Below are 22,482 nucleotides of genomic sequence, written 5' to 3'. Positions count from 1 at the left end.
CCGAACACCTACCGATCGACATCCATCAGCACGAGAACCCAGATCGAAAGGATCAACCATGAGCAAAGTCTTGTCCACGCCACCTCCCGGTTCCGGATTGCGCGCGGTTCTCGGCCCCCGAAGCCTCCCGCTGGTCTCCACGGTCAGACTGGTCCGCCGACCGGCGGATCTCGCGGTCTCACTCCGCCGGGACCACGGCGACATCGCGCTGACCACTGCCCTGCGCCACAACATCGTGGTGGCACAGGGGCCGGCCGCCGCCGAAGAGCTGACATTGAACCGCCACAAGGCGTTCTCCACGGAGCCCGTCTACGGGTTTGCGCTGGGACGATTCTTCCAGCGGGGAATCCTCCTGATGGACTTCGAGGAGCACCATAGGGATCGGCGGATCATGCAAGAGGCGTTCACCGCCGACCGGCTGACCGCCTACCATCGGGACGTCGAGGCAAAGGTGCGTCGGTCGATCCGGGCGCTTCCCGTCGGTCCTGCCGTCGACCTGCGCACGGAGTTCAAGAACCTCACGTTGGACATCGCCCTGGAGGTGTTCGCCGGTGTCGAACTCGACCGTGCCGAGGCGATCGAGCTCAACCGCGCCTGTGTCGACCTGATCGAGGCCGGCGGAGCATTGGTCCGCTTCCCGATACCGGGACTTCGGTGGAGTCGTGGCCTGTCGTCCCGCCGACGGCTCGAGACGTTCTTCGGTGACCTCGTCACCGCGAAGCGGACCGGCGACGGGGACGACCTGATGTCCGAACTGTGCCGCGCGGAGGTGGACGGTCATCGACTCAGTGACGATGCGGTGATCGACCACATGATCTTCATGATCTTCGCGGCCCACGACACCGCGACCATCGCACTGACGGCCACCGCCTTCGAACTCGCGAAGAGCCCCACGTGGCGCGATCGGGTACGGACCGAGATGCAGGCGCTACCGGAGACGATCACCTACGACGACCTGGCCTCGATGCCGCTGGCGGAACGTGTCATGAAAGAGGCGATCCGGTTACGACCACCGGTCCCGGTGCTGCCGCGCGCGGCCGTGAAGGACACCGAACTGTGCGGTCACCACATCCCGGCCGGGACGTTTGTGGTGGTCCTGGTGGGGGCGAACCATCGCATCGACGACGTGTGGCCCGACCCGGGCCGCTTCGACCCCGACCGTTTCCTGGTTTCCGAACGCGAGGCCGGCAGGCATCGGATGGCGTGGATGCCGTTCGGCGGCGGGGTGCACAAATGCCTGGGCATGAACTTTGCCCGGATGGAGGTCCTCACGGTCATGCACCGCATGCTGCGTGAATTCGACTGGTCGGTGCCACCGGACTTCTCGATGCCCGCCGCAGACCGCTCACTGACGGTGAACACCGGATTCCCGGCGACGATCTGCCGACGGCGATCAGACCATCCGGCGGGTGATCGCGGCCGGCAGATGGCGTAGGGCCAGGTCGACCGCGGTCCACGGCCAGCGCGGTACCACCGCCCGACCGCGTTCGGACTCGATGGCCGCGACCAGCGCCGCCACCCCGGTATCGCGGTCGGTCATCATCTTCGATTTCACCCCGGCGTTGATGTCGGTGGCGATGTATCCGGGCAGGATCACGCTGACCTTGATGGGTGAACCGGCCAGTTCCGCCTGCAGACCCTCGCCCAGTGCGGACAGTCCGGCCTTGGACGCCGAATACGCGGCCTGGGCCTTCGGGAGTCCGTGTACCGCGCTCATCGAGCTGATCAGCACCAGATGTCCGGAGTTCTGCGCCCGGAAGATCTCCATCGCGGCCTCGATCTGCGCCAGCGCCCCGATCAGGTTCGTCCGCACGGTCTCGAGGTTGGCGTGGGCCTTGCCCGTTCCGATCGGCGCGCCCTTGCCCAGGCCGGCGTTCACGATCACCCGGTCGAGTCCGCCGAGCTCATCACGCAGGGCACCGAAGACGACCGGGACGGTGTCGACGTCGGTCACATCGAGCCCGGCCACCGCGATCTGCGAGGCCTGCCCGCCGAGCTCGGACTTCAACTCGTCGAGCCGCTCGGTCCGCCGTGCGCACAGCGCCAATGCACGCCCCTGTGCCGCATACGTTTTGGCCATACCCTCGCCCAATCCCGAGCTGGCACCGGTGATCAATATCCTGTTACGGCTCATGGCAGGCAACCTACCCTTCGCCGATGCCGGCCGCAGTCACCGGATTCGGTCGCACCGCCGAACCATCCGGCAGCCGGGACACAAATGTGCCGTCGCCCCAACGGAACGCCAACCCCGGCACCGGGAAGTCGGTGCTGATCATGTGGGCACCGGAGGCCAGCGCCAACATCGGGCGCCGGTGGTCATCGGCTTTGGCGGTCGAGACCGGGTCATCGGATCGGGTCCGGACCAGATATCCACGGTTCACCAACTCACGAATTCGGAGGAAGCCCTGACCGCGGGGATCGTTGTGCATCATAAACGCCGAATCCGGTTGTCCGGGAGGTGGAGTCGTGAACGCGACGCGGCCTTCCAGACTCGGCCTGCCGATCCGGTAGTTGTCGCGGATGTAGGTGCGGTCGCCGTAATCGAAGAAAACCAGGACAGTTCCGCGGACGTCGTCCACCGCGGGCCATCCCGAGTCCAGCACGGCCTGTTCCAGGGTGGGCGCGGTGCCGCGGACGCGGTCGGGTGTGAGCAGCGCCGACTCGTCGAAGACCGACCGGATCTCCACGTCGAGCAGTTCGAGTATCTCCGGTGTCCACCGCGGCACCCGCGCACCTCCGAACAGCACGGTCCGGGGCCAGGGGCCCTTGAGCTCGAGTTGGATCACCACCGGGACATGACCGGGATGCGCGGCCGACCAGCGCCGCACCGCCTGCAGGGCACCCCGCAGCGTCGGACAACTCGTCCGATAGTCGGCATCGGGGGCGTGCATGATCTTGAAACCCGGTTCGTCCCAAAGGGATTCGGGCCGGGGTCCCCGTCCCCGCCACGCCCGCGCCACCGGTTGCCGGTATCGCCCGCCCTCGGGATCGGGGTAGACGTCCAGTTCGATCCCCCTCACGTTCTGCTCACCGAGCTGCCGATCGAGCGGAGGGTGTTCGTAGCGGTACGAATCCAGATTCGATCCCATCAGCACACCGAATCGCTCGTCGGGCGCCATCAACCGGTGCGACGAGTTGTGGGTGGCCATGAACTGGATCTCGCCCAGCCGCAGACCCGCCGGAAGGCGGTCGCGACTCACTTGAGCAATCTCGACATCCGGCGATCGGCCAGGACCTTGCCACCGGTCTGGCAGGTCGGGCAGTACTGGAAAGATCGGTCGGTGAAGGAGACCTCCCGCACGGTGTCACCGCAGATCGGGCAGGGCAGACCGGTGCGGGCATGGACCCGCAGACCGGACCTCTTCTCCCCCTTGAGTTTTGCCACCTCCTGGCCCTCGAGGCGCCCGATCGCACCGCGCAGGACCTCACCGATCGCCGAGTACAGCGCGTCGACCTGTTCGGGGGTCAGCGTTTTCGAGGTCGCAAAGGGCGACAACTTGGCGGTGTGCAGGATCTCGTCGCTGTACGCGTTGCCCACACCGGAGAGGATTCTCTGATCGGTCAGCACCGTCTTGATCCGCGCCCCCGAGGTTTTCAGCAACTCTGCCAGTTCGTCTCGGTTCAGCGACAACACATCGGGACCGAGTGTCTTGATCCGTTCCACTTCGGCGGGGTCCCGGACGATCCAGACCGCCAGCCGTTTCTGGGTGCCGGCCTCGGTGACGTCGAATCCTTCACCGGGCAGACCGCAATGCACGCGCAGCGCGATGGGCCCCTTGCCGCCCGGACGTGGTGGCGCCGGGGACAGATTCTCCGACCACCGCAGCCAACCCGCCCGGGACAGATGGATGATCAGGTGGATCGGTCCGTCGCCGTCGGCCCCGTCACCCGATGCGGCGGTGGTGATGACCAGGTACTTCCCGATCCGGGTCACCGATTCGATGATCCGTCCCGCCAGCGCCGTATACGGCGGATCGGCGGTTTTGAGCACCGCCAGCGACGCCACGTCGACGCGACGAATCGGTAATCCGGCAGCCCGGCCGTCGACATAGTCGGCGATCGCCTGCACCTCAGGTAACTCAGGCATGAGGACAGTATGTTCTAGTAACCAGATGCGCTCCAGTGGTTCGGTGACCGATGCCGAGTTGGCCAGGATGTTGGCCGAAGGCGCCGGGAAGATCCTGGTGGACATCCGGTATCAGCATCTGCTGAGCGGATATCTGCTCGGCGATGTCGGTGATGCAATGGCCCAGGCCTGGATCGGTGCGGTTCTCTCCCAGCACCGTCCGGCCGACGCGGTGCTCTCGGAAGAGGCCACCGACACCGGCAAACGACTCACCTCTGACCGGGTCTGGATCATCGACCCGCTCGACGGCACCCGGGAGTTCGCGTCCGGACGCAACGACTGGGCCGTCCACATCGCCCTGGCCATCGATGGTCAGCCCGCGGACTGTGCGGTCTCGCTGCCGGCCACCGGCGAGATCTACACGACCGACACCGTGCCGACCGTCACCGGTGAGCTGACCGGCCGTATGGTCGCCTCCCGCGGTTGGGCCTCCTACGAATCCGGCCACGTCTCACAGCGCCTCGGACTCGACATGGTCCCGATCGGTTCGGCGGGCGCCAAGGCCATGGCCGTCGTCCGCGGTGACGCCGATGCCTACGTCCACGCCGGCGGGCAGTACGAATGGGACAACTGCGCGCCGGTCGGGGTGGCCCGGGCCGCCGGACTGCATTGCAGCCGCATCGACGGCACCGAACTCGAATACAACCGCCGCAGCCCGTTCATGCCCGACTTCGTCATCTGCCGCTCAGAACTCCGCGACCCGATCCTGTCCGCCCTCGCCGAGATCGCCTGACCCCAACCCCCGACCCCCGACCCCCGACCCCCAATGATGTGCCCTTTTGGCGAACAAAAGCCCAGGTGGGCTCCGCCAAAAGGCCACATCATCGGGGTTTGCGGAGCAGGTAGATGTCCATGATCCAGCCGTGGTCCGCCCGGGCGGCGTTCCTGGTTTCCCGGATCTGCTCACCGACCTCACCGACGGTGCCGGAGATCAGGAGCTGGTCCGGCGTCCCGAGGTAGGCGCCCCACCAGATCTGATCGTCGGGCGCGGCCGTCTGCAAAAAGGTGCAATCGGCGTCGAGCATCACCACCTGGTTGGCCGCGGCCCCGGCCGGGGTATCGGCCAGTCGACGTCCGGTGGTGATGTGGATGGGCTCGCCGATGCGGTTGAGCAGGATCTTGTGCGCAGCGGTCAACGAGGCAAAACTCGTGATGCCCGGGATCACCCGGTAGTCGAGCTCCAGGCGCCCGCGCGCGACGATCGTGTCGACGATGCGCAATGTGCTGTCGTACAGCGCCGGATCACCCCAGACCAGGATTCCCCCGACACCGTCTTCGGACAGCTCCCCGGCCAGCGCCTGCTCGATCAGATCGGCGCGAGCATCGTGCCAGCGCCGGACCTCGGCCGCGTAGTCGTCCGGACTTCGGTCCCGGGCTGGATCGGGGACTTCGACAAACCGGTAGCCCCCGTCGAGGTAACGGTCGCAGATCTCCTTGCGCAGACCCACCAGCGACTGCTTGACCGCCACGCCGCGTTCGGGCGCCTTGTCGAGGACAAAGAATGCGTCGACGGATTTCATCGCATCGATGGCCTCGATGGTGACCTGACGTGGATCGCCCGGCCCGATGCCGATGACCAGTAGTGTGCGCATGTCGTCAGGGCCTGGCCTTCGGGAGTCCGTGGAATCTGCCGGTGATGTCGCCGATGGTGCGGCGCGGCAGCAGGCGGCGCAACGCGAAGACGATGGGCGCCCGGTTCCCCTTGGCGTACAACGGCTTCGGGTCCTTCGCCAGCGCCGCCTCGACGATCACCTCCGCCATCGGCCCGACGGCCAGACCGGCATCCTCGTTGCGGCGGGTGGCCGCGGCGACCGTGTCGTAGTCACCGCGATAGGGCGAGTCGTCGGCGATGAAGTACTCCCGCCGATCACCGATACCGGTGGCGATGGTGCCCGGTTCCACCGTGCAGATCGCCACGCCGAACGGCGCGAGTTCGCGTCGACTGCCATCCGCGAACGCCTTGAGCGCCGACTTGGTGGCACCGTACGACGAGCGGAAGGCCAGCGGGAAACTGGAGAGCATCGAGCCGACCATGACGATGGTGCCGCTCCGGCGCACCCGCATCCCGGGGAGGATCGCCTTCGTCAGTGCGATCGGGCCGAACACATTGGTGGCGAACAGTTTTTCGATGGCCTCCATCGGGGTGTCCTCGAGTGGACCCATCTGCGACTGCCCGGCGTTGTTGATCAGGATGTCGACCGCACCGGCATGGTCGGCGCACCGCGCGATACTGGCCGGGTCGTTCTGGTCGAGTTCCAGGTAGGTCACCCCGGGGATCGGATTCTCGATGGCAGCGGGATGTCGGCTCGTCCCCAGAACCGTCAGTCCGCGGGCAACCATCTGCCGGGCGACTTCGGCGCCGATTCCGCTCGATACGCCGGTGATCAACACGGTTTTGCTCATCGCTCAACCCTAGGTCCAGGTTCTCCCGGAGAGCACCTGCACACCCCCGGCGTCGGTCGAACAACGCAAAATCAGTGGCGAAGCCGGAAAAATCAGTGGCGAACCTGGGAAATACCTGAGCATCCTGGATGTGTTGCACCCAAGAAGTGCACCCAAGAAGTGCACGCGAAGGGGTAGTCGAATGTTGCTCGGAGTGGGCTTGGCCGTACTCGCGGCGGTGGGCTATGGCCTGTCGTCGGTGATGCAGGCACTCGGAGCACGGCAGACGGCACGCGCGAACGCCGGTGATGAGCGGATGTCCACGGCGGCCGGGTCCCCGTCCTGGCGGTCCACCGTGGCCACCGCGATGACCGGCGTCTTCGTCGCCGGTGCGGTATTCGACGTCCTGGGCTTCGTGGCCGGGGCGGGCGCAGCCCGGATGCTGCCCCTGTTCCTGTCGCAGACCATCGTCGCCGGCAACCTCATCGTCACGGCCGTCCTCGGGGTCCGGCTCCTCGGGATCAAGCTGCACACCCGCGACTACATCGCGATGGGCACGGTCCTGCTGTCGCTGCTGCTCCTGGGTTCCGCGTCGCAGCCGCTGACCGAATATTCGACGCCACCCTCGTTGCACTGGGCGCTACTGGCGATCACCATCGTGTTGGTGTTGCTGTCCCTGTTCACGGTTCGCAAGATGGGACGAGCGGGGTCGGTTGCCGCCGGTGCCTCGGCAGGCCTGCTGTTCGGTGCGGTCGTGATAGGCGTGCGCATCCTCGACGGCATCGACCCTCTGTCGCTGCCGACCATGCTGACCGATCCCGCCGCCTGGGTGATCGCCATCGCCGGTGCGGCAGGGTTCTATCTGCACACCGTGGCGTTACAGCTCGGTGAGGTGAACGGGTCGACGGCGGCACTGGTTGTGGGGGAAACCACGGCGCCCGGGATCGTCGGGGTGCTCTGGCTCGGTGACTCGACGGTGCCGGGCATGCAATGGGTTGCCGTCGCCGGATTCACGTTCGCGGTTCTCGGCGCGGTTGCCGTGGCGATGTTCGGGTCCGCCGAGGCCGAACGTTCGGCCCAGGAGAACCTGGCCGGCACGGCAGGAGCCCATGAATCGGAGTCCGGTCGGGACAACGATTCGTTCAACGTACCGGCTGACTGCAGCTCGTCGGCGCATCCACGAGAGAACAAAAATCCGCCGGGCGGGTGGGCCGATAACTGGCCGGAACGCCGGCGTTGGCGATGATCTCGGAATAGGCGGCGACGGCCGGGGTGGGCCTGCGGGTCAGGCTCGGATCCGAGGTCGCATCCACCTGGTACAGACCGAAACGTGGTGTGTAGCTGCCCCACTCGTAGTTGTCGGTGATCGACCAGTAGTTGTAGCCGACAACGTTCATCCCGTCGGCCCGGGCCCGGGCGATCCAGTAGGCCGCGTCGCGCAGTTGGTCTTCTCGGCGGTACTCGTCGGGGCGGGCCTGCCCGTTCTCGGTGGGGATGCCGTTCTCGACGATGTACAGGGGCATACCGGGGAACTTCCGCGCGTAGTAGCGCAACGCGTAGTAGAGGCCATCGGCCGACGACGACGCTTTCCAGAATTGCTCGGATGCGGCGTTGTAGGTGTTCAGGTCGGTTGTCGCCACCGAGTAGTAATAGTCGATGCCGACGAAGTCCTGCTTGTCGGCGATCCGGTCGAGGAACATCGCATCGAGCGCCGGCTGAACGGTCGGCAGATACGCAGAGTTCGATGTCACCCAGGCGTCGGGCTGAATCGAGTGGATGTGGTCGTAGATGTCGCGATGCACTCGGACCAGCTGATCGAGCATCAACGGAACGTTTCGGGCTTCCACACCGCCGAAGGACAGTTCTTTGAGGTAGGTGTAGACCATCGGCTCGTTGATGGTGACCCAGATGGGATCGAACCGGGCATAGCGGTCAACGACCTTGCGCGCGTTCGTGAGCCAGCTCTGCGCCATCTCCGGGTTGTTCCAGCCACCGCGGTCGGCGACCCACCCCGGGTACACCCAGTGGTCCAACGTGATCATCGGCGTCATCCCCGCCAGCAGGATGTAGTGCATCACGCGGTCGTAGTATTCGAGCTCGCGCTGATCCCAGACGCCCGGCGAGGGCTCGATTCGCGCCCACTCGACGCTGAACCGATAGACGCTCACGCCCATGGCCTTGGCATTGTTGATGTCCTCTTCGAACCGATTCCGAAAATCGACCGAGGTGCCCACCTGCTCGTCGACGCGACCGCTGTTCGAATACCGCAACCAGTTGCTGTCCGGAGAGGAGCCCTCGGACTGAAACCCGGCCGACCCGACGCCCCAGAGAAAGCCCGGCCCGAGTCCGGGATCCTGGCCGGCCGCCGGTGCGGCCGGAATCGCGATGGCACATATCAGCGGAAGGATCACCGCCAACAGTCGTCGCATCTTCCCTACCCAGGATTCGCTGCCCGCTCACATCACATAGGCCAGGTTGGCCAGCACCTTCTCGAGCACCCGGTCCCCGTCGATCACTGCGGACCGAACATCACCAGTCGATCGACCCCCGACCAGCCGGGCGAATTCAGCATAATTGATCACCAAGGTCAGATCTGGAATTCGATCGAGTTCATCAACAATTCGCGCGCGGCCGATCCGCCTGGCTCATCGTTGCCAACGCGCCCTGCCGCCGAGCCATCACCGCGCGGTAGTCGGGTGAGTGGGCCCGGGAGATGCCCGGGGTACGTAGCCGTTGATTGCCGTCCTGAACTGCTGCGATACCCGGCCGCGGAGGCAGTGGTGCCCTAGGCAGGATTCGAACCTGCGACCTACCCTTTAGGAGAGGGTTGCTCTATCCCCTGAGCTACTAAGGCGCTTCGCGTCACGACATTACCTGCGCGGTCGGCGACACCGGGGTTCGGGCACAAAGAAACGCCGTACCCGCCCCGAGCGGGATGCGAGGTATGCCGGAATCGGCAACCAAGCGTAACCATTCCAATGACTGCTGTAATACTTAACTCGCTTGTCGCCGTTCGAGAGGGGTATGACATCAAGAAAATTTTGGCACCGGCGTTGATCTTCATCGGAATCGCCCTGGTGACCGCCGCAATCGCAGTACCGTTGTGGCTGGTTCCCAAGCTCAAAGTGGTTCCTCTGGACCTCGATATCACCTCTGTGGCGACGTCGGTTCCGGCAGGACTGACCGATGACAACAACACCCCGGCACGCGTCTTCAACCGCTGTTCGGTCAGCGAACCGAAGGCACAGGTCCTTGATGCGCATCTGACGCAGCAGCGTCGCAGCATCATCATCAACCCGTCGAACTCCGATCAGGCAACACTGCAGTCCGGGCAGACCGTGATGATCGATCTGATCCGCGACGGCGACGAGACCTACGAACCGACCGCAGGGGCGGCCAACGCCAAGCTCACCTGTGAAGATGCCGTTCTCACCTCGAACGTCGACGTCGTGTCTGTCGATCGCGACACCAGCACGCCGAATGGCAACATCGCTCGCATCCACACCGTCCAGGCACCCGAAGGCACGGTGACCATCGAGGACACCGACAACTTCGTCGAAGCGCCTCGCGAGGGATACCAGTACAAGTTCGGCTTCGACGTCGAGAAGACCGACCAGATCTACTACGACTCCAATTCCCGACAGGACGTCACCGCCACGTTCGTCGAGGAAGAAGAGATCAACGGCCTCACCGCATACCACTTCGTGAGCGATGTTCCCGAGGTCGATCAGGTGACACTTCCGACGCCGAACGGGGAGCCCGCACTGGGCACCTCGCTGGAGATGCCGGCCAGTTGGTGGGGTATCCAAGGTGTTCCGGCAGGCGAGAAGATCGTGATGGACCGTTTCGCCAAGGCCACCCGCCACGTCTGGGTGGAACCGCAGACCGGCACCATCCTCAAGGGCATGGAAGAGCAGCGTCAGTACTTCAAGTCTCCGGGCTGGGAAGACCCTGATCTGGCCGCGCCGATCCGCGAATTCGAGATGGACGCATTCGCCGCGACCATGGAGTGGGACGAGGCCACCGTCGAACGGCAGTCGGACAAGGCTTCCGGTTACGTCGATCAGCTTCGCCTCGGTGGGGTGATCCTTCCGGCGATCCTCGGAACCGTCGGCGGACTGCTCCTCATCGCAGGTGTGATCCTGCTGCTCCGGCGCCCGACCCCGGCCCCGGTCTCGGTCACCGACAACACCGAGCAGTTCCCCAGGAGCTGACCTCGCACGTCGCCTCTCTGACAGATCGCCGCAAGAGCCCTCGAGCGAACGCTCGGGGGCTCTTGTCATCTGCAGACCGGGGGTCCGCGGATCAGATGCGCAGGGCCAGGGCCACGACCAGCCGGGACGCGGCATCGGACAGATCCAGGCCCGTCAATTCCCGGGTTCGCCGCAACCGGTACCGCAGTGTGTTCGGGTGGATGTGCAACTCGCCCGCCGCCGCCCGGACATCGCCGAATGCGTCCAGGTAGGCCCGCAGGCTCCTCATCAACTCGGTCCCGTGCGCGGCGTCGTAGTCGCGCAGTGCGGTCACCCGGGGATCGACCAATTCGGGGTTGGCGGCCAGCAATCCGACGATCTCACCGAGCAACACCGGCGTCCGCGACTGCTCGATGGTGGTGACCGGGTCGATGAGCGCGCCTTCCCGGCGCGCGGCGTCGATCACCCGGTCCACCTCGCCGCGCAATCTGGCCGCATCGGCCACCCCGGCGCCTTCGGCGAGCACCGCCCGGATCCGGACACCGAACCTGCGTTCGGCTGCCGCGACGGTCTGGTGTGCCCACTGCACCGTCGCGGGCCCCCCGCTCGTCTGCGGGAACAGCACGTAGACCCGTCCGCCGACCGCCGCGGTCACCGAGTCGGGCCGAAAGGCGCTGGCGTGCAAGGTGAGCGCCGGCAGGTTCTGCTCCCCCGGACCCTCGTCGTGTCCCCGGGCCGCCAGGCCGACGACAACCACCGGGCCCTCATCCGGAATGTTCAGCGCCTGAGCAAGGTAGGTGACGTCCACCCCCTCACCCCGGAAGCCGAGCAAGCGCTGAACCTGCTCGCCGTGCACGGACGGCATCGCCGCCGACTGCGCGATGATGCGGGCGGCGACGGCGGATGCACCGGCGATCACCTCCGCGGAGTCCACCGCCAGGTCGGCGTCGGCCTGTTGCAACCACAGGGTTCCCAGATACGTCGTGCCGCCGGCTCCCCGGATCCCGACCGCCAGTCGGTGACGGAGCCCGAGGTCGTCGCGTCGGGCCACCGACACCACGTCCGTCCCGGCCCGCAGAGCACCGAAAACACCCCACTGTCGCAGCCAGTCGAGCATCTCCGGTGGACCTTCCCGGCCAAGGATCGACAAGCGCCGCAATTCGTCGGCGTGCTCGCCGGAGGTGCTGTAGGCCAGCACATGCGAGTCGGCGTCCTCGATGCTGACCAGTCCGCCGGTCCGGTCCGCGACTGCCTGCGCCAGCGCGAACAGATCGCCGGCGGTACCGCCGGCCATCGATTCCGCGGTTCCGGCGCGCGCCTGCTCCAGCACCCTCCCGATCAGGTTGTAGATCCGCTCCCAGCGGGCGTGCGGATCGACGGCGACCACCGCGACGCCCGCACCCGCCGCCCGGCGTACCAGCGTTGCCGTGGGCGACTTGACCAGGATCGCGCTGGGGGGCCGCGCCCCGAGCGTTGCCAGCCAGGTGATCACCCGTTCGGCACCGATACCGACCAGCAGTGCAAGGTCGGCTCGGCGGGCCGCACGGCCGACGCCGAGGTGAAGATCATCGTCGTCGAGCAAAGCCATCGACGACACCGGCCGATCCAGACCCTGCGGCGCCTCCACCAGCGTCACCAGCGTGCCGTCCAACGCCAGCAGTAGACGCCCCAGCGTGACCGAAGGCGGTAAACCGGGCTGGGACATCGCCATCTCCCTTGTTCAGCTGGACCAAGGATAAGCACACTCTTTGGCCTGTCGGCTATCGTTTCCGCGGCACAGCCCGGCTGTGATGGGTAGATGGACGCCATCACCACACCCCCACGCGCACACAACGAACCCGTGCACACCTACGCCCCGGGATCGCCCGAACGCCAACGGATCATCAGCGAACTGAACACTCTCACCGCCGACGGCCCGATCGACCTGCCCCATGTGATCAACGGAGCCCACGTCACCGGCGCCGGTACGCCGACCCCGGTGGTGCAACCCCACGCCCACCACGAGGTTCTGGGCACCTTCACGAACGCCACCCACGACGATGCCCGGGCCGCAGTGGACGCAGCCCTGGCGGCCGCACCGGCGTGGGCGGCGACCGATTTCGATGCCCGCGCCTCGATCCTGCTGCGGGCCGCGGATCTGATGTCCGGGCCCTGGCGCGAGAAGATCGCGGCCGCCACCATGCTCGGACAGTCGAAAACGGTGCAGCAGGCCGAGATCGACGCACCCTGCGAACTGGTCGACTTCTGGCGGTTCAACGCCGGATTCGCCCGCGAGATACTCGCCGAACAGCCGGTCTCGAGCCCCGGGGTGTGGAATCGACTCGATCACCGACCCCTCGAGGGGTTCGTCTACGCCATCACGCCGTTCAACTTCACCGCCATCGCCGCAAACCTGCCCACCGCCCCCATGTTGATGGGCAACACGGTGGTCTGGAAACCGGCACCCACACAGACCTTTTCGGCGTATCTGACGATGAAGCTGCTCGAAGCGGCGGGATTGCCCCCGGGTGTCATCAATCTCGTCACCGGTGACGGAATCGCGGTCAGCGATGTGGCCCTGCGTGATCCGAATCTGGCCGGAATCCATTTCACCGGTTCGACGAAGACCTTTCAGCGGCTGTGGCGTGAGGTCGGGTCGAACATCGACCGCTACCGGGGCTACCCCCGGCTGGTCGGCGAGACCGGTGGCAAAGACTTTGTCCTCGCGCATGTTTCGGCCGACGCCGACGTACTGAAGACCGCGCTGATCCGGGGCGCGTTCGAGTATCAGGGCCAGAAGTGTTCGGCCGCATCGCGGGCCTACATCCCGCGCTCGGTGTGGGACACGATGGGCGACGACTTCCTCGCCGAAGCGAACGACCTGAGCTACGGCGATGTGCGGGACCTGACCAATTTCGGTGGCGCAGTCATCGACCAGCGCGCCTTCGACAAATCGGCGGCGGCCATCGAACGCGCCAAATCCGTTCCGTCCCTGACCATCGCCGCCGGTGCCGATCACGATGATTCCGACGGCTTCTTTGTGCGTCCCACCGTCTTGCTCGGCGACGATCCGACCGACGAGGCGTTCAGCACCGAGTACTTCGGCCCGATCCTGTCGGTCCACGTCTATCCCGACAACGGGTTCGATTCGATTCTGCAACAAGTCGATTCGACGGCCCGGTACGCTCTCACCGGCGCCGTCATCGCCGACGACCGGTCCGCGGTCGCCGCTGCGATGTCGGGGCTGCGCAATGCCGCCGGCAACTTCTACATCAATGACAAGCCCACGGGCGCGGTCGTCGGACAACAGCCCTTTGGTGGCGGGCGCGCCTCGGGCACCAACGACAAGGCCGGATCCAAACAGAATCTGATGCGCTGGACCTCGACCCGGACCATCAAGGAGACGTTCATCCCGGCGACCTCGGCGGCCTATCCGCACATGGCCGACGACCCAGACGATGACCGATGAGCGGCCCGCTGGCAACCGCAAGCCGCGCCATCCTCCTCTCGGCAGGGCGCAGCGAGCGGATCAAACGGGCCGGCGAACGGCTACCGATCACCCGAAACGTTGTGCAGCGCTTCGTTGCGGGCCAGACCCACGCCGATGTCATCGAGGCGGGCCAGGCCCTGCTCGGCGCCGGCCGGATGATCTCCGTCGACCATCTCGGCGAGGACACCACCGACGAGGCACAGGCCGAACTCACCGTGTCCGCGTATCTGCAACTGGTCGGGATGCTCTCCGGAATCGATGCAGCAGAACATAATTCGGCATCGTCAGGACATCCGATGGAGATATCACTGAAGTTGTCTTCGCTGGGAAGCGCTCTGCCCCGACATGGAGAGAAAATCGCCCTGGAGAACGCCCACCGGATCACCTCCGCCGCCACCGCGGCCGGGGTGTGGGTGACCGTCGACGCCGAGGATCACACCACCACGGACTCAACCCTGCGGATCGTCCGCGAATTGCGCACCGACTTCCCCGATCTGGGCACCGTTCTGCAGTCCTGTCTGCGCCGCACCGAGGAGGACTGCCACGAGTTCGCCGGGCCGGGTTCACGAATCCGGTTGTGCAAGGGCGCCTACGCCGAACCTGCGAGCGTGGCCCACCAGAGCTCTCGTGACGTCGACGCTGCGTACCTGCGCTGTCTGAAGGTCTTGATGGAGGGCGACGGCTATCCGATGGTCGCCGGCCACGACCCGGTGATGATCGCAGCCGCCGAGCAGATGGCCGCCGACTCCCGTCGCAGCACCGACGAGTGGGAATACCAGATGCTCTATGGCGTACGGGGTTCCGAGCAGGAGCGCCTGGTCCGGGCCGGGCGCCGGATCCGGGTGTACGTCCCGTTCGGTTCCCAGTGGTACGGATACTTCATGCGCCGGCTGGCCGAGCGCCCCGCCAATCTGATGTTCTTCCTACGGGCCCTCGTCTCGCCCGATTGAACGGCTCTCGGTCACCCGGCCGGCTGCTCAGACGCCGATTGTCCGACGACGGCGTCGGTGTCGCCGATGAGCCGTCGCAGGAATGCCTCCTGTTCGCGGCGGCCCCGCACCGCGGCGCGTTCCGCACCGCCCGGTGTCACCCGGAACCAGGCACTGCGCGCCAGGTTCACCGGGATCCGCAGCGCCGGGTACCACGGTGGTACCCAGGCCGGCAGCCCGAGGGTCTTCATCGCCCTGGGTCCCAGGAACGCGCTGGTCACCGAGAGGTGCTGGGCTCGGGCGATGCGGCCGCGCAGTCCGGCCAGGTTCGGGTAGTCCCAGTTCAGCGGATCGTCGAGCATGGGCAGGGCCAGCCGACGTGTGGTCTCGTCGGGGTTGGTGATGGCGCCGAGGCAATGATGCAGCAACGCGACGCCGTCACCGAAGCTGTGCGGCAACCACTGATCCTCGACACCGATGAGCCAGCCGACATAGCGGGACAGGTGGGCCGCGGCGGCCGCTTCGCCGGGGGTGGGAATGAGGCCGAAGGCCATCCCGCCGACAAATGGTGCGAGTAGCGCCCCCATCAGGGTGGCCGCCATGTCGGTCTGGTTGATCGGTAGTCCCCAGTCCTCGCTGCGCCAGTCGGGCATGTCGGCGACATGGCGGCGGACGAGGGAATGGATCAGACGTACGTGCAGGGTCGAGCGGTAACCCGGCCCGAACTTGTCCATGCCGTGGTCATCGGAGATGTCCATGGCCCATTGCAGCGTCTCGGCGAACCGCCGGGCCGGCCCGGTTTCCAGTGCGCCCGTGCGGATCAGGGTCTTGTTGAAACCGGAGGCCAGGTATCCGCCGAGGAACGACACGTCGCGGGCAAAATAGACCGAGTCGGCGCCACCCGAACGAAAGACCCGTTCGCCGAGGCGCAATTGGCCGACTTCAACCCAGTCCGGGGTGTCCTCGACCATCTCGAAGAACGACCGCAACGGCATCGGCGCGTGCGGGACGCTGTCGATACCGGACCGGACCGCCTGCTCGAACAGCGGACGGGTCGACACCATGCCTTCGGCGACCATCCACTCGACCAACCGGTCCATCGGTTCGTCACCGACGAGCAGTGACCTGCCCAGCTCCTGCCAGCGCTGTTCGGAGGGCTCTCCGATCCCGAACAGCACGGCGAGGGGTCCGAGCCCGGGTGCCTTACGGGGTCGGTCGGGATGGCGCGTGGGAACGGCCTGGGACGTTGTCATCACGGTCCTCCTCCGGCGATGAGACGATGCCGTGTTTGATGAGCGGCACGATGGCGGTACGAACGAATGCGCGGGCCTGTTCGGTATCGGAGAAGTCCACACTTCCCCCGCTGCCCGGGGTGAGCATCAGTGAATGCGACAGCCTCGCAACGAGTTCGGCGACCGGACGCGGATCGTAGCGATCGATCAGGCCGGCCTGCTGCGCGTGGTTGAGCATCCCGACGATGTAGTCGATACCGATCCCGACCAGCCGCTCGCCCTGGACGGTGTAGAAGCTCAGCGCCTCCTCCGGTGCCACCCGCAGCAACTGCGTGACCAGGGTGTGGATCCTGGTCTGCAGCAACACATGCAGCATGGTGTCCTCGATCTGCGCATCGATACCCGGTGCCGTCGTGGCGATCGCGGTGACCTCGGCGAGCATGCGGCGGGTTTCCCGTTCGATGACCGCTTCGATCAGGTTGTCCTTGCCGATGAAGCGGCGGTGGATGGTGGCTCGATTCATCCCCACCCGGCGCGCGATGTCCTCGAGACTGGCCCGGCGGATCCCGACCTGCAGGATCCGCTCGAGGGTGGCATCCAAGATCTTCTCGTCCACTTCATCGCGCTCCGGCGTCATGTGACAACCCTACAAATTCTGTTGCATCGCGGGCAACGGTCGAAGACCTGCCACCTCCCCGGGAACTCGGCGCCCGGAGTCACGGGAGGTCGAGGACGTTGGGCTGGCCTGCGCGCCAACGGTCCTGGTCCAGCCGACGGGCACCGTCGAACTCGGCGATGGTCACGTGCGGCCACAACCGGGCCCGCGGCGCGTTCGAACCCGAGGCGTCCAGCACCGCGTTCGCCGCATTGCGGCCACCCTCGTTCGCGCTTTCCATCGTGGCCAGGTCGATTTGGCTACGGCAGTAATCACCGGCCAGGAACAGATTGGGGATCGCCGTCGGGGCGTTCGGCCGGTTGTCCCATGACCCGGCCGTGTTGATCAGCAGCGGATCCTCATTGCTGATCACCCCCGTCTGCGGGTTCCAGCCGATACCCGGATCGAGGTACCAACCGCGCAGATTCGCATCGGTCAGCTTGTCCGGCAACAGCAGTCGTCCGGATTGGGTGGTGACGACCTGGTGCCAGGTCTCCCGCGCGATCTCCTGCGGACTGCATTGCTTCGCCGTCTTGCCGGTCAGCGAACCCGGTGCGTTCCATTCGGAGATGTCGATCGAGAGGATGTCGCGGACGGTGCCGTCGCCGTAATCGCGGGCGATGTCGCGGCCGGGCCAGAACTGGCCCTGCTGGATGCCGGTGAGCCGCCACGGCGACTCGATGAAACCGATGTGTCCGGGCGCGATCGGCTCGTTGACGTCGAGGTAGAACTGGATACCGGTCATCCAGTCCACGTACAGCTTGGCGAGGCGCTCCAGCGACGGATCCAGACGCAGGATCTCCGACCCCAGCAGTGGCAGCACCCGCTCCGGCGGCACCGCGACGACGAACCAGTCCGCCTCCACCTCCCCCGGCCTCCCGTCGGCACCCACGATTCGTGCCGAGCGGATCCGCCCACCATCGGTGGTGAGCGACGCGATCGTGCTGCCGACCTCGAAGCGGACACCGAGACCGGTCAGATGCGCCACCCACGGGTCCATCCAGGCCTCATTGGTGGGCGCGTTGAGCACCATGTCCGGAAAGCCTTGCGCGCCACGGTTGATCAGGTTCAGCAGGAAGGCCTCGGCCATGTTGCACATGGTGCGGGCACTGGCGATGTTCTCCTTGGCCGCGACCAGGGTCCGGGTGACGGTGGAGATGACCCACATATAGCTCGGATGCGCGTTGACGCCGCGAGCAAACTGGGCAAACGACTGGTATTCGTATTGTCCGTAACGGCGTTCATCACAGCTGGTGAAGTACACCAGCAGGCGCTGGGCCAAGCCCAGCAGATCGAGATATGGCAGCCGTGGGGCGTAAATCAAACCACCGAGCATCGTCTTCGCCAAGCGCTCCGGATGCGCTGCCAACCCGATCGCATTGAAATCCAGGGCGAACGGCGCGGTGATCTCCGGGCCCTCGTAGACCCCGGTCGCCGTGAGCGCAGGCACGAGGTTGTCCCGGACCCCGTTCGGGTTGCCGGGGAACGGTATTCGCCGCATGGTGTCCGGGACCGCCTGATAGAACCCGGGGAAGAACCGGAAACCGTGCTCGCCGGGCAGCGGCCGCCGACCACCGGCGACCGGCATGGTGGTGGCGCCCATACTGCGGGCCTTGCCCCCGAGCGCACGTCGCTCGTAGACGGTGACCTCATATCCGCGCTCGGCCAATTCGTGTGCCGCGGTCAGCCCGGCGATTCCCCCGCCGAGCACCGCCACCCGGCGCGCGGCGGGCGCGGTGTGGGCCGGCCCGAGACCCCACCGTCCGGCCGCGGCCGCTCCTGCCAGCGCTGCTGAACCTGCCGCCATGCCACGTAACACCGCACGACGGGGCACACCCGGATTCGCCATGGGAAACCCCCTGCATTCGACCGGCGGCACGTCCGGTCAGTGCCGCCGTCTGTTCATCGCAACAAGTCAATGCAACATATATAGATACACTGTTGCATCGAGCTGGGGTGGCGAATTCGAAGAACTCGGGTGGTCAGTACCCGATGAATCGGTCGGTGTGCAGACGCCAGGGCTGCCACCGCAGTCCGGGTTCGGCACGCAGCAGCATCGGTTTGAGGGCGTCGAGCATCGCCGGCGGACCCGAGAGGTAGTAGTGCGATCCGGGATGCGCCACAGCGGCGATGTCGTTGGCGCCGACCAATCCACCGGTGACGGTCACGACCGTGGCGCCGGCCGCACGGGCCGCGTCGAGAACATCGGTGTACACCAGCCGATCGTCGCCGTTGGCCGCATAGATCATCGAGACCTTCGAAAGGTCCGCGCCGCGGTCCAGCAGATCGGCGAGCATCGATCGGAACGGGGTGACCCCGATACCGCCCGCGATGAACACCATCGGCGCCGACAGCGTGCGGGGCAACGTGAAGTCGCCGCCGACCTCGTCGATGTACAACTTCGCGCCGGATCCACCCTCGATCAGCCGCTGCTTGAACGCCGAGACGTTGCCTGCGGCGGTGAAGCCGAAGCGGGTGGCGGATTCGCCCGGCGCACCGGCGAGCGAGAACACTCGTCGCGTGCCCTGCTTGTCGGGTGCCGGATTCCAGGTCGGCGCCGAGATCTGAGCCCACTGGCCGGGCCGGAAACGCAGCCCCGGCGACGCGAGCACCTCGTAGGTGTCGACACCGATCGGTTGCACCGAGGTGACCGTCAACACCGGACGCCGCCAGCGGCGGGCGACGATGAAGGTGAACAGACTGCCCGCGAGCAGGGCGATCTCCGGGACAAAGGCCAGGGTGTAGTCGGAGGTGATCTCGAACGTCTGACCCCAGTACATGAGCACGCCGACGCCGGCCGCGTAGATCCCCTGCGCGATGCGGGTGGCCGGTGAGGTCAACGGTTCGGTGAGCATGATCGCCGCAACGAACAGCAACGGTGTCGACTGGAAACTCAGATCGAGGGCATCGCCGACCGGCGTTCCGTCGTCGAGCGCCACCACGATGATCGTGATCACCGAGGCGAGCAGGAAGACGCCGGCCATCCACCAGTCGCGGAGCTTCCAGACGACCGCTACGCCGATCACGATCATCGGGATCAGCAAGGCGTCCGCGGCCACCCACCAGATCGGGTACGCGAAGTAGCCGACCGAGAAGTACGCGAACAGGTAGCTGACCACCGCGCCCACCACGGCCGGATTCACGATGTGCCGACGTCTGATCGCCAGCACATACTTCGACGCACTCGCGATGGTCGCAGCCAGCACCAGACCCCAGGCGGTATCCGAGTCGGTCAGACCCGGGAAGATGAAGAACAGGATCAATGCGGTGATCAGCCAGGATTCACTACCCGGTGGTACCCGGACGATCGCCGCGCACAGGTATGTGACAGCGGCACAGACGACCACCAGGATCGCCAGCGAACCGACCAACTCTGTTGCGGTGTATTGGAAGTCGACGTCGGTTGCCGCCACGGCAATCGAGTAGACGGCCAGCACCACCAGGGCGAGCAACACGAACCGGTACATCGAGAGCCGGTCGACAAGCCGTAGGTACCTCACAGAAACAACTCCAGTTCTCGCGCATGCGAATGTTCCACGGTGCCGTTCGCCCGCACCACCACATAGTCAAACCGAAAGCGGCTCAAGAGTTTCTGAGGTGGACAGAAGAACAACGCGGTCGACAGGCCGTCGGCGGTCATCGCGTCGTCGGCAATGGCCCAGGTGGCCAGGACTTCTCGGGTGGGTGCTGAGGTGGTCGGATCGATGATGTGATGCCACTGGGCCCACGCCCGGCGATTGCTCGCCGATCCGCAGATCGCGTTGCCCTCGATCACCACCGTGCCGATGGCTTTGGTCGGATCGACCGGATGCTCCAACGCGATTCGGTGCCATTGTGATCCGGCCGCGATGTCGCCGCTGCCGTTGACGAGATAACTCTCGAACCCGCGGGCGGCGATCAGACCGGCGACCCGGTCGACGGCAAATCCCTTACCGGTGGCACCCACATCGATCAGGGCAGGCCTGACGAGTTCCAGCCCACCGGACCAACTGGCCAGTATGTCGTCCCACAACGGGACGGCGGCAACATGTTCCGCCGGCCGCAGCGAATAATCGCCGTCATATCCGGCGTCGTCGAGCGTCTGGCCGACGAACGGTGTCACTTTGCCGTCGGTGAGCTCGTAGAGTTCGCGATACAGGTCGATCATCGGCTGATCGGTCGAGGCAATCGGATACCGGCCGGCGCGCGATGCCATCCGAGCGACCGTCGAGTCCGCGCGAAACCGCGACCACACCTGATCGATTCGGTTGAGCTCGTGCGTGATCTCGGCCCTGAGGTCATCAGGGATGGGCACCGGCAAGGTCACGTCCCACGCCGTGCCGAGTGCCTCGAACTCCCAGACCGTCGGATTTGTCACCGTCGTGGAGGCGTCAGCCCTGGGCTTCGGTTTTGATCTGCTCGATGGCGTCGTTGAAACCGCCTGAGGTGAGCGATGATCCCGACACCTTGCTCACATCGAGCTCATCGATGCTCTTTCCGACCACCAGATCGTCGATGCCGCCGGCGAACTTGCCCTGGAACTCCGCGGACGTGCCCTTGGTCTGACTGGTATCGAGCGTCAGTGCGGTGATCACCGAGTTCGACAACGTGACGGTCACGCCGACCTCTTGCCGACCACCCGGCGATTGGTAGCTACCGAAGGCGCTGTATTCGCCGTCGGCGTACGGCGATGCCCCAGTACCGGATTCCGCCGCCGTCGACGTTTCGGCGACCGCGGAGTCGCCGGTTGCGGCGGTGGTTGTGGTGGCCGACGAGCCGCTGTCACCGTCATCGCCACAGGCGGCGATCACGGCGCCGGTGGCCGCGATGACCGCAGCAACCTTGCCTGCGTTGACAATTCGATTCTTCACTGCTGACGATGATGTCGAGGTCATGGCTTCCATTGTGCTCCCTGAAATTTGACCGTGGTCCGTTTGAATCCCGTTTTTCAGGAGACTCTCAGTTCTCAGGCATACCCGCGGGCCCTTTTACGCTGTCGCCTCGGTCTTGATCTGATCAATCGCATCATTGAATCCGATGGAGGTCAAAGAGGATCCCGACACCTTGCTCACGCTCAATTCGTCGATGCTCTTGCCGACAACGAGGCCCTGGTCGCTCACGCCGGTCTTGAACTTCCCCTGGAAATCCGCCGATGGACCGGTCGTGTTGCTGGTGTCGAGCGCCAACGCGGTGATGACCGAGTTCGACAACGTGACCGTGACACCGATCTCCTGCTTGCCGCCCGGAGACTGATAGTCACCGATTGCGGCGTACTCACCATCGAGGTACGGCGACTGCCCATCCGCCACCGGAGCGGACCCACCCGCGGCGACGGTTTCGGCGGCAGTCGAGTCCGCAGCCGGAGCGGCCGTGTCGTCGCTGTCGCCGCCACACGCCGCGACGACCATGGTTGCTGCAGCAACAACTGAGGCGGCCTTGCCTGCGTTGACAATTCGGGTGCGGGTAGACGCCGCCTTGAGACTCATGATCTCGATAGTGCCGTATCAATCCGGCCCA

20 protein-coding genes and 1 tRNA gene are annotated in these 22,482 nt (G+C 65.8%); 6 read left to right on the top strand and 15 right to left on the bottom strand.

Annotated elements, in window-relative coordinates; translation table 11 throughout:
* Positions 1-58: 58 nt before the first annotated feature.
* The gene (locus AC51GT_RS18470; RefSeq protein WP_496329724.1) at positions 59-1,435 is read left to right on the top strand and encodes a cytochrome P450; all 1,377 of its coding nucleotides are present in this window, start codon (positions 59-61) and stop codon (positions 1,433-1,435) included.
* On the opposite strand, the gene AC51GT_RS18465 is transcribed toward AC51GT_RS18470, so the two are convergent.
* The 3 genes from AC51GT_RS18465 to AC51GT_RS18455 are packed head-to-tail and all read right to left on the bottom strand — an operon-like array spanning position 1,394 to position 4,087.
* On the bottom strand, positions 1,394-2,134 hold the full coding sequence (locus AC51GT_RS18465) for an SDR family oxidoreductase (protein ID WP_496329723.1): 741 nt from the start codon (positions 2,132-2,134) through the stop codon (positions 1,394-1,396). The two genes, AC51GT_RS18470 and AC51GT_RS18465, sit on opposite strands and share 42 nt — an antisense overlap.
* A 10-nt stretch (positions 2,135-2,144) precedes the next feature.
* A complete protein-coding gene (locus tag AC51GT_RS18460) occupies positions 2,145-3,200 on the bottom strand; it encodes a Ca2+-dependent phosphoinositide-specific phospholipase C (RefSeq protein ID WP_496329722.1) in 1,056 nt (351 codons plus the stop codon).
* The gene (locus AC51GT_RS18455; RefSeq protein WP_496326541.1) at positions 3,197-4,087 is read right to left on the bottom strand and encodes an Fpg/Nei family DNA glycosylase; all 891 of its coding nucleotides are present in this window, start codon (positions 4,085-4,087) and stop codon (positions 3,197-3,199) included. Before AC51GT_RS18455 ends, AC51GT_RS18460 begins: the two co-directional genes overlap by 4 nt.
* Before the next feature lie 25 nt (positions 4,088-4,112).
* Between AC51GT_RS18455 and AC51GT_RS18450 the strand changes: the two genes are divergently transcribed.
* Complete coding sequence (locus AC51GT_RS18450) at positions 4,113-4,859, top strand: 3'(2'),5'-bisphosphate nucleotidase CysQ (protein WP_496329721.1); 747 nt, start codon at positions 4,113-4,115, stop codon at positions 4,857-4,859.
* 88 nt (positions 4,860-4,947) lie between these two features.
* On the opposite strand, the gene cobF is transcribed toward AC51GT_RS18450, so the two are convergent.
* Together cobF and AC51GT_RS18440 are read right to left on the bottom strand one after the other, a co-directional pair.
* A complete protein-coding gene (gene cobF / locus AC51GT_RS18445; RefSeq protein WP_496329720.1) occupies positions 4,948-5,718 on the bottom strand; it encodes a precorrin-6A synthase (deacetylating) in 771 nt (256 codons plus the stop codon).
* Between the two features lie 4 nt (positions 5,719-5,722).
* Positions 5,723-6,529 (bottom strand): SDR family oxidoreductase, encoded by an 807-nt coding sequence (locus AC51GT_RS18440; protein ID WP_496329719.1) that lies wholly within the window; start codon positions 6,527-6,529, stop codon positions 5,723-5,725.
* A 181-nt stretch (positions 6,530-6,710) separates the two neighbouring features.
* Between AC51GT_RS18440 and AC51GT_RS18435 the strand changes: the two genes are divergently transcribed.
* The gene (locus AC51GT_RS18435; RefSeq protein ID WP_496329718.1) at positions 6,711-7,754 is read left to right on the top strand and encodes a hypothetical protein; all 1,044 of its coding nucleotides are present in this window, start codon (positions 6,711-6,713) and stop codon (positions 7,752-7,754) included.
* On the opposite strand, the gene AC51GT_RS18430 is transcribed toward AC51GT_RS18435, so the two are convergent.
* Positions 7,651-8,937: a family 1 glycosylhydrolase gene (locus AC51GT_RS18430; protein WP_496327100.1), complete on the bottom strand. Its 1,287-nt coding sequence runs from the start codon at positions 8,935-8,937 to the stop codon at positions 7,651-7,653. The two genes, AC51GT_RS18435 and AC51GT_RS18430, sit on opposite strands and share 104 nt — an antisense overlap.
* Before the next feature lie 349 nt (positions 8,938-9,286).
* A tRNA-Arg gene (locus AC51GT_RS18425) sits at positions 9,287-9,362 on the bottom strand.
* Between the two features lie 187 nt (positions 9,363-9,549).
* Here AC51GT_RS18425 and pgfA point away from each other — a divergent pair.
* Positions 9,550-10,722 carry a cell envelope lipid trafficking protein PgfA gene (gene pgfA, locus AC51GT_RS18420; RefSeq protein WP_496329717.1) on the top strand — a complete coding sequence of 391 codons (1,173 nt, stop codon included), beginning with the start codon at positions 9,550-9,552 and terminating at the stop codon, positions 10,720-10,722.
* Positions 10,723-10,813: 91 nt separating this feature from the next.
* Here pgfA and AC51GT_RS18415 read toward each other — a convergent pair whose 3' ends face one another.
* Positions 10,814-12,406: a PucR family transcriptional regulator gene (locus AC51GT_RS18415; RefSeq protein WP_496329716.1), complete on the bottom strand. Its 1,593-nt coding sequence runs from the start codon at positions 12,404-12,406 to the stop codon at positions 10,814-10,816.
* 93 nt (positions 12,407-12,499) lie between these two features.
* Between AC51GT_RS18415 and pruA the strand changes: the two genes are divergently transcribed.
* Positions 12,500-14,149, top strand: coding sequence for an L-glutamate gamma-semialdehyde dehydrogenase (pruA, locus tag AC51GT_RS18410; protein ID WP_496329715.1), 1,650 nt, complete (start codon positions 12,500-12,502; stop codon positions 14,147-14,149).
* Positions 14,146-15,120, top strand: coding sequence for a proline dehydrogenase family protein (locus AC51GT_RS18405; protein WP_496329714.1), 975 nt, complete (start codon positions 14,146-14,148; stop codon positions 15,118-15,120). Before pruA ends, AC51GT_RS18405 begins: the two co-directional genes overlap by 4 nt.
* An 11-nt stretch (positions 15,121-15,131) precedes the next feature.
* On the opposite strand, the gene AC51GT_RS18400 is transcribed toward AC51GT_RS18405, so the two are convergent.
* The 7 genes from AC51GT_RS18400 to AC51GT_RS18370 form a co-directional block, all read right to left on the bottom strand.
* The gene (locus AC51GT_RS18400) at positions 15,132-16,352 is read right to left on the bottom strand and encodes an oxygenase MpaB family protein (RefSeq protein WP_496329713.1); all 1,221 of its coding nucleotides are present in this window, start codon (positions 16,350-16,352) and stop codon (positions 15,132-15,134) included.
* On the bottom strand, positions 16,303-16,968 hold the full coding sequence (locus AC51GT_RS18395) for a TetR/AcrR family transcriptional regulator (protein WP_496329712.1): 666 nt from the start codon (positions 16,966-16,968) through the stop codon (positions 16,303-16,305). Before AC51GT_RS18395 ends, AC51GT_RS18400 begins: the two co-directional genes overlap by 50 nt.
* A 79-nt stretch (positions 16,969-17,047) precedes the next feature.
* Positions 17,048-18,835 (bottom strand): hydroxysqualene dehydroxylase, encoded by a 1,788-nt coding sequence (locus AC51GT_RS18390; RefSeq protein ID WP_496329711.1) that lies wholly within the window; start codon positions 18,833-18,835, stop codon positions 17,048-17,050.
* A gap of 133 nt (positions 18,836-18,968) precedes the next feature.
* On the bottom strand, positions 18,969-20,486 hold the full coding sequence (locus AC51GT_RS18385; protein WP_496329710.1) for an oxidoreductase: 1,518 nt from the start codon (positions 20,484-20,486) through the stop codon (positions 18,969-18,971).
* Positions 20,483-21,343, bottom strand: a complete 861-nt coding sequence (locus tag AC51GT_RS18380; RefSeq protein WP_496329709.1) for an FAD:protein FMN transferase — start codon at positions 21,341-21,343, stop codon at positions 20,483-20,485. Before AC51GT_RS18380 ends, AC51GT_RS18385 begins: the two co-directional genes overlap by 4 nt.
* 13 nt (positions 21,344-21,356) lie before the next feature.
* Positions 21,357-21,860, bottom strand: coding sequence for an FMN-binding protein (locus AC51GT_RS18375; RefSeq protein WP_496329708.1), 504 nt, complete (start codon positions 21,858-21,860; stop codon positions 21,357-21,359).
* Positions 21,861-21,953: 93 nt separating this feature from the next.
* Positions 21,954-22,451, bottom strand: a complete 498-nt coding sequence (locus AC51GT_RS18370) for an FMN-binding protein (protein ID WP_496327089.1) — start codon at positions 22,449-22,451, stop codon at positions 21,954-21,956.
* Positions 22,452-22,482: the final 31 nt, after the last annotated feature.

It is taken from the genome of Williamsia sp. z34, assembly GCF_059553395.1.
The sequence above is the reverse complement of the archived record's forward strand: the minus strand, read 5'-3'. Positions and strand labels throughout refer to the sequence as shown.

Coding starts and splice junctions, on each gene's coding strand:
- cobF (WP_496329720.1), bottom strand. CDS start 5,718: ATGCGCACACTACTGGTCATCGGCATCGGGCCGGGCGATCCACGTCAG.
- AC51GT_RS18455 (WP_496326541.1), bottom strand. CDS start 4,087: ATGCCTGAGTTACCTGAGGTGCAGGCGATCGCCGACTATGTCGACGGC.
- pruA (WP_496329715.1), top strand. CDS start 12,500: ATGGACGCCATCACCACACCCCCACGCGCACACAACGAACCCGTGCAC.
- AC51GT_RS18415 (WP_496329716.1), bottom strand. CDS start 12,406: ATGTCCCAGCCCGGTTTACCGCCTTCGGTCACGCTGGGGCGTCTACTG.
- AC51GT_RS18440 (WP_496329719.1), bottom strand. CDS start 6,529: ATGAGCAAAACCGTGTTGATCACCGGCGTATCGAGCGGAATCGGCGCC.
- AC51GT_RS18450 (WP_496329721.1), top strand. CDS start 4,113: ATGCGCTCCAGTGGTTCGGTGACCGATGCCGAGTTGGCCAGGATGTTG.
- AC51GT_RS18390 (WP_496329711.1), bottom strand. CDS start 18,835: ATGGCGAATCCGGGTGTGCCCCGTCGTGCGGTGTTACGTGGCATGGCG.
- AC51GT_RS18405 (WP_496329714.1), top strand. CDS start 14,146: ATGAGCGGCCCGCTGGCAACCGCAAGCCGCGCCATCCTCCTCTCGGCA.
- AC51GT_RS18375 (WP_496329708.1), bottom strand. CDS start 21,860: ATGACCTCGACATCATCGTCAGCAGTGAAGAATCGAATTGTCAACGCA.
- AC51GT_RS18470 (WP_496329724.1), top strand. CDS start 59: ATGAGCAAAGTCTTGTCCACGCCACCTCCCGGTTCCGGATTGCGCGCG.
- AC51GT_RS18395 (WP_496329712.1), bottom strand. CDS start 16,968: ATGACGCCGGAGCGCGATGAAGTGGACGAGAAGATCTTGGATGCCACC.
- AC51GT_RS18435 (WP_496329718.1), top strand. CDS start 6,711: ATGTTGCTCGGAGTGGGCTTGGCCGTACTCGCGGCGGTGGGCTATGGC.
- AC51GT_RS18370 (WP_496327089.1), bottom strand. CDS start 22,451: ATGAGTCTCAAGGCGGCGTCTACCCGCACCCGAATTGTCAACGCAGGC.
- AC51GT_RS18400 (WP_496329713.1), bottom strand. CDS start 16,352: ATGACAACGTCCCAGGCCGTTCCCACGCGCCATCCCGACCGACCCCGT.
- AC51GT_RS18465 (WP_496329723.1), bottom strand. CDS start 2,134: ATGAGCCGTAACAGGATATTGATCACCGGTGCCAGCTCGGGATTGGGC.
- AC51GT_RS18430 (WP_496327100.1), bottom strand. CDS start 8,937: ATGCGACGACTGTTGGCGGTGATCCTTCCGCTGATATGTGCCATCGCG.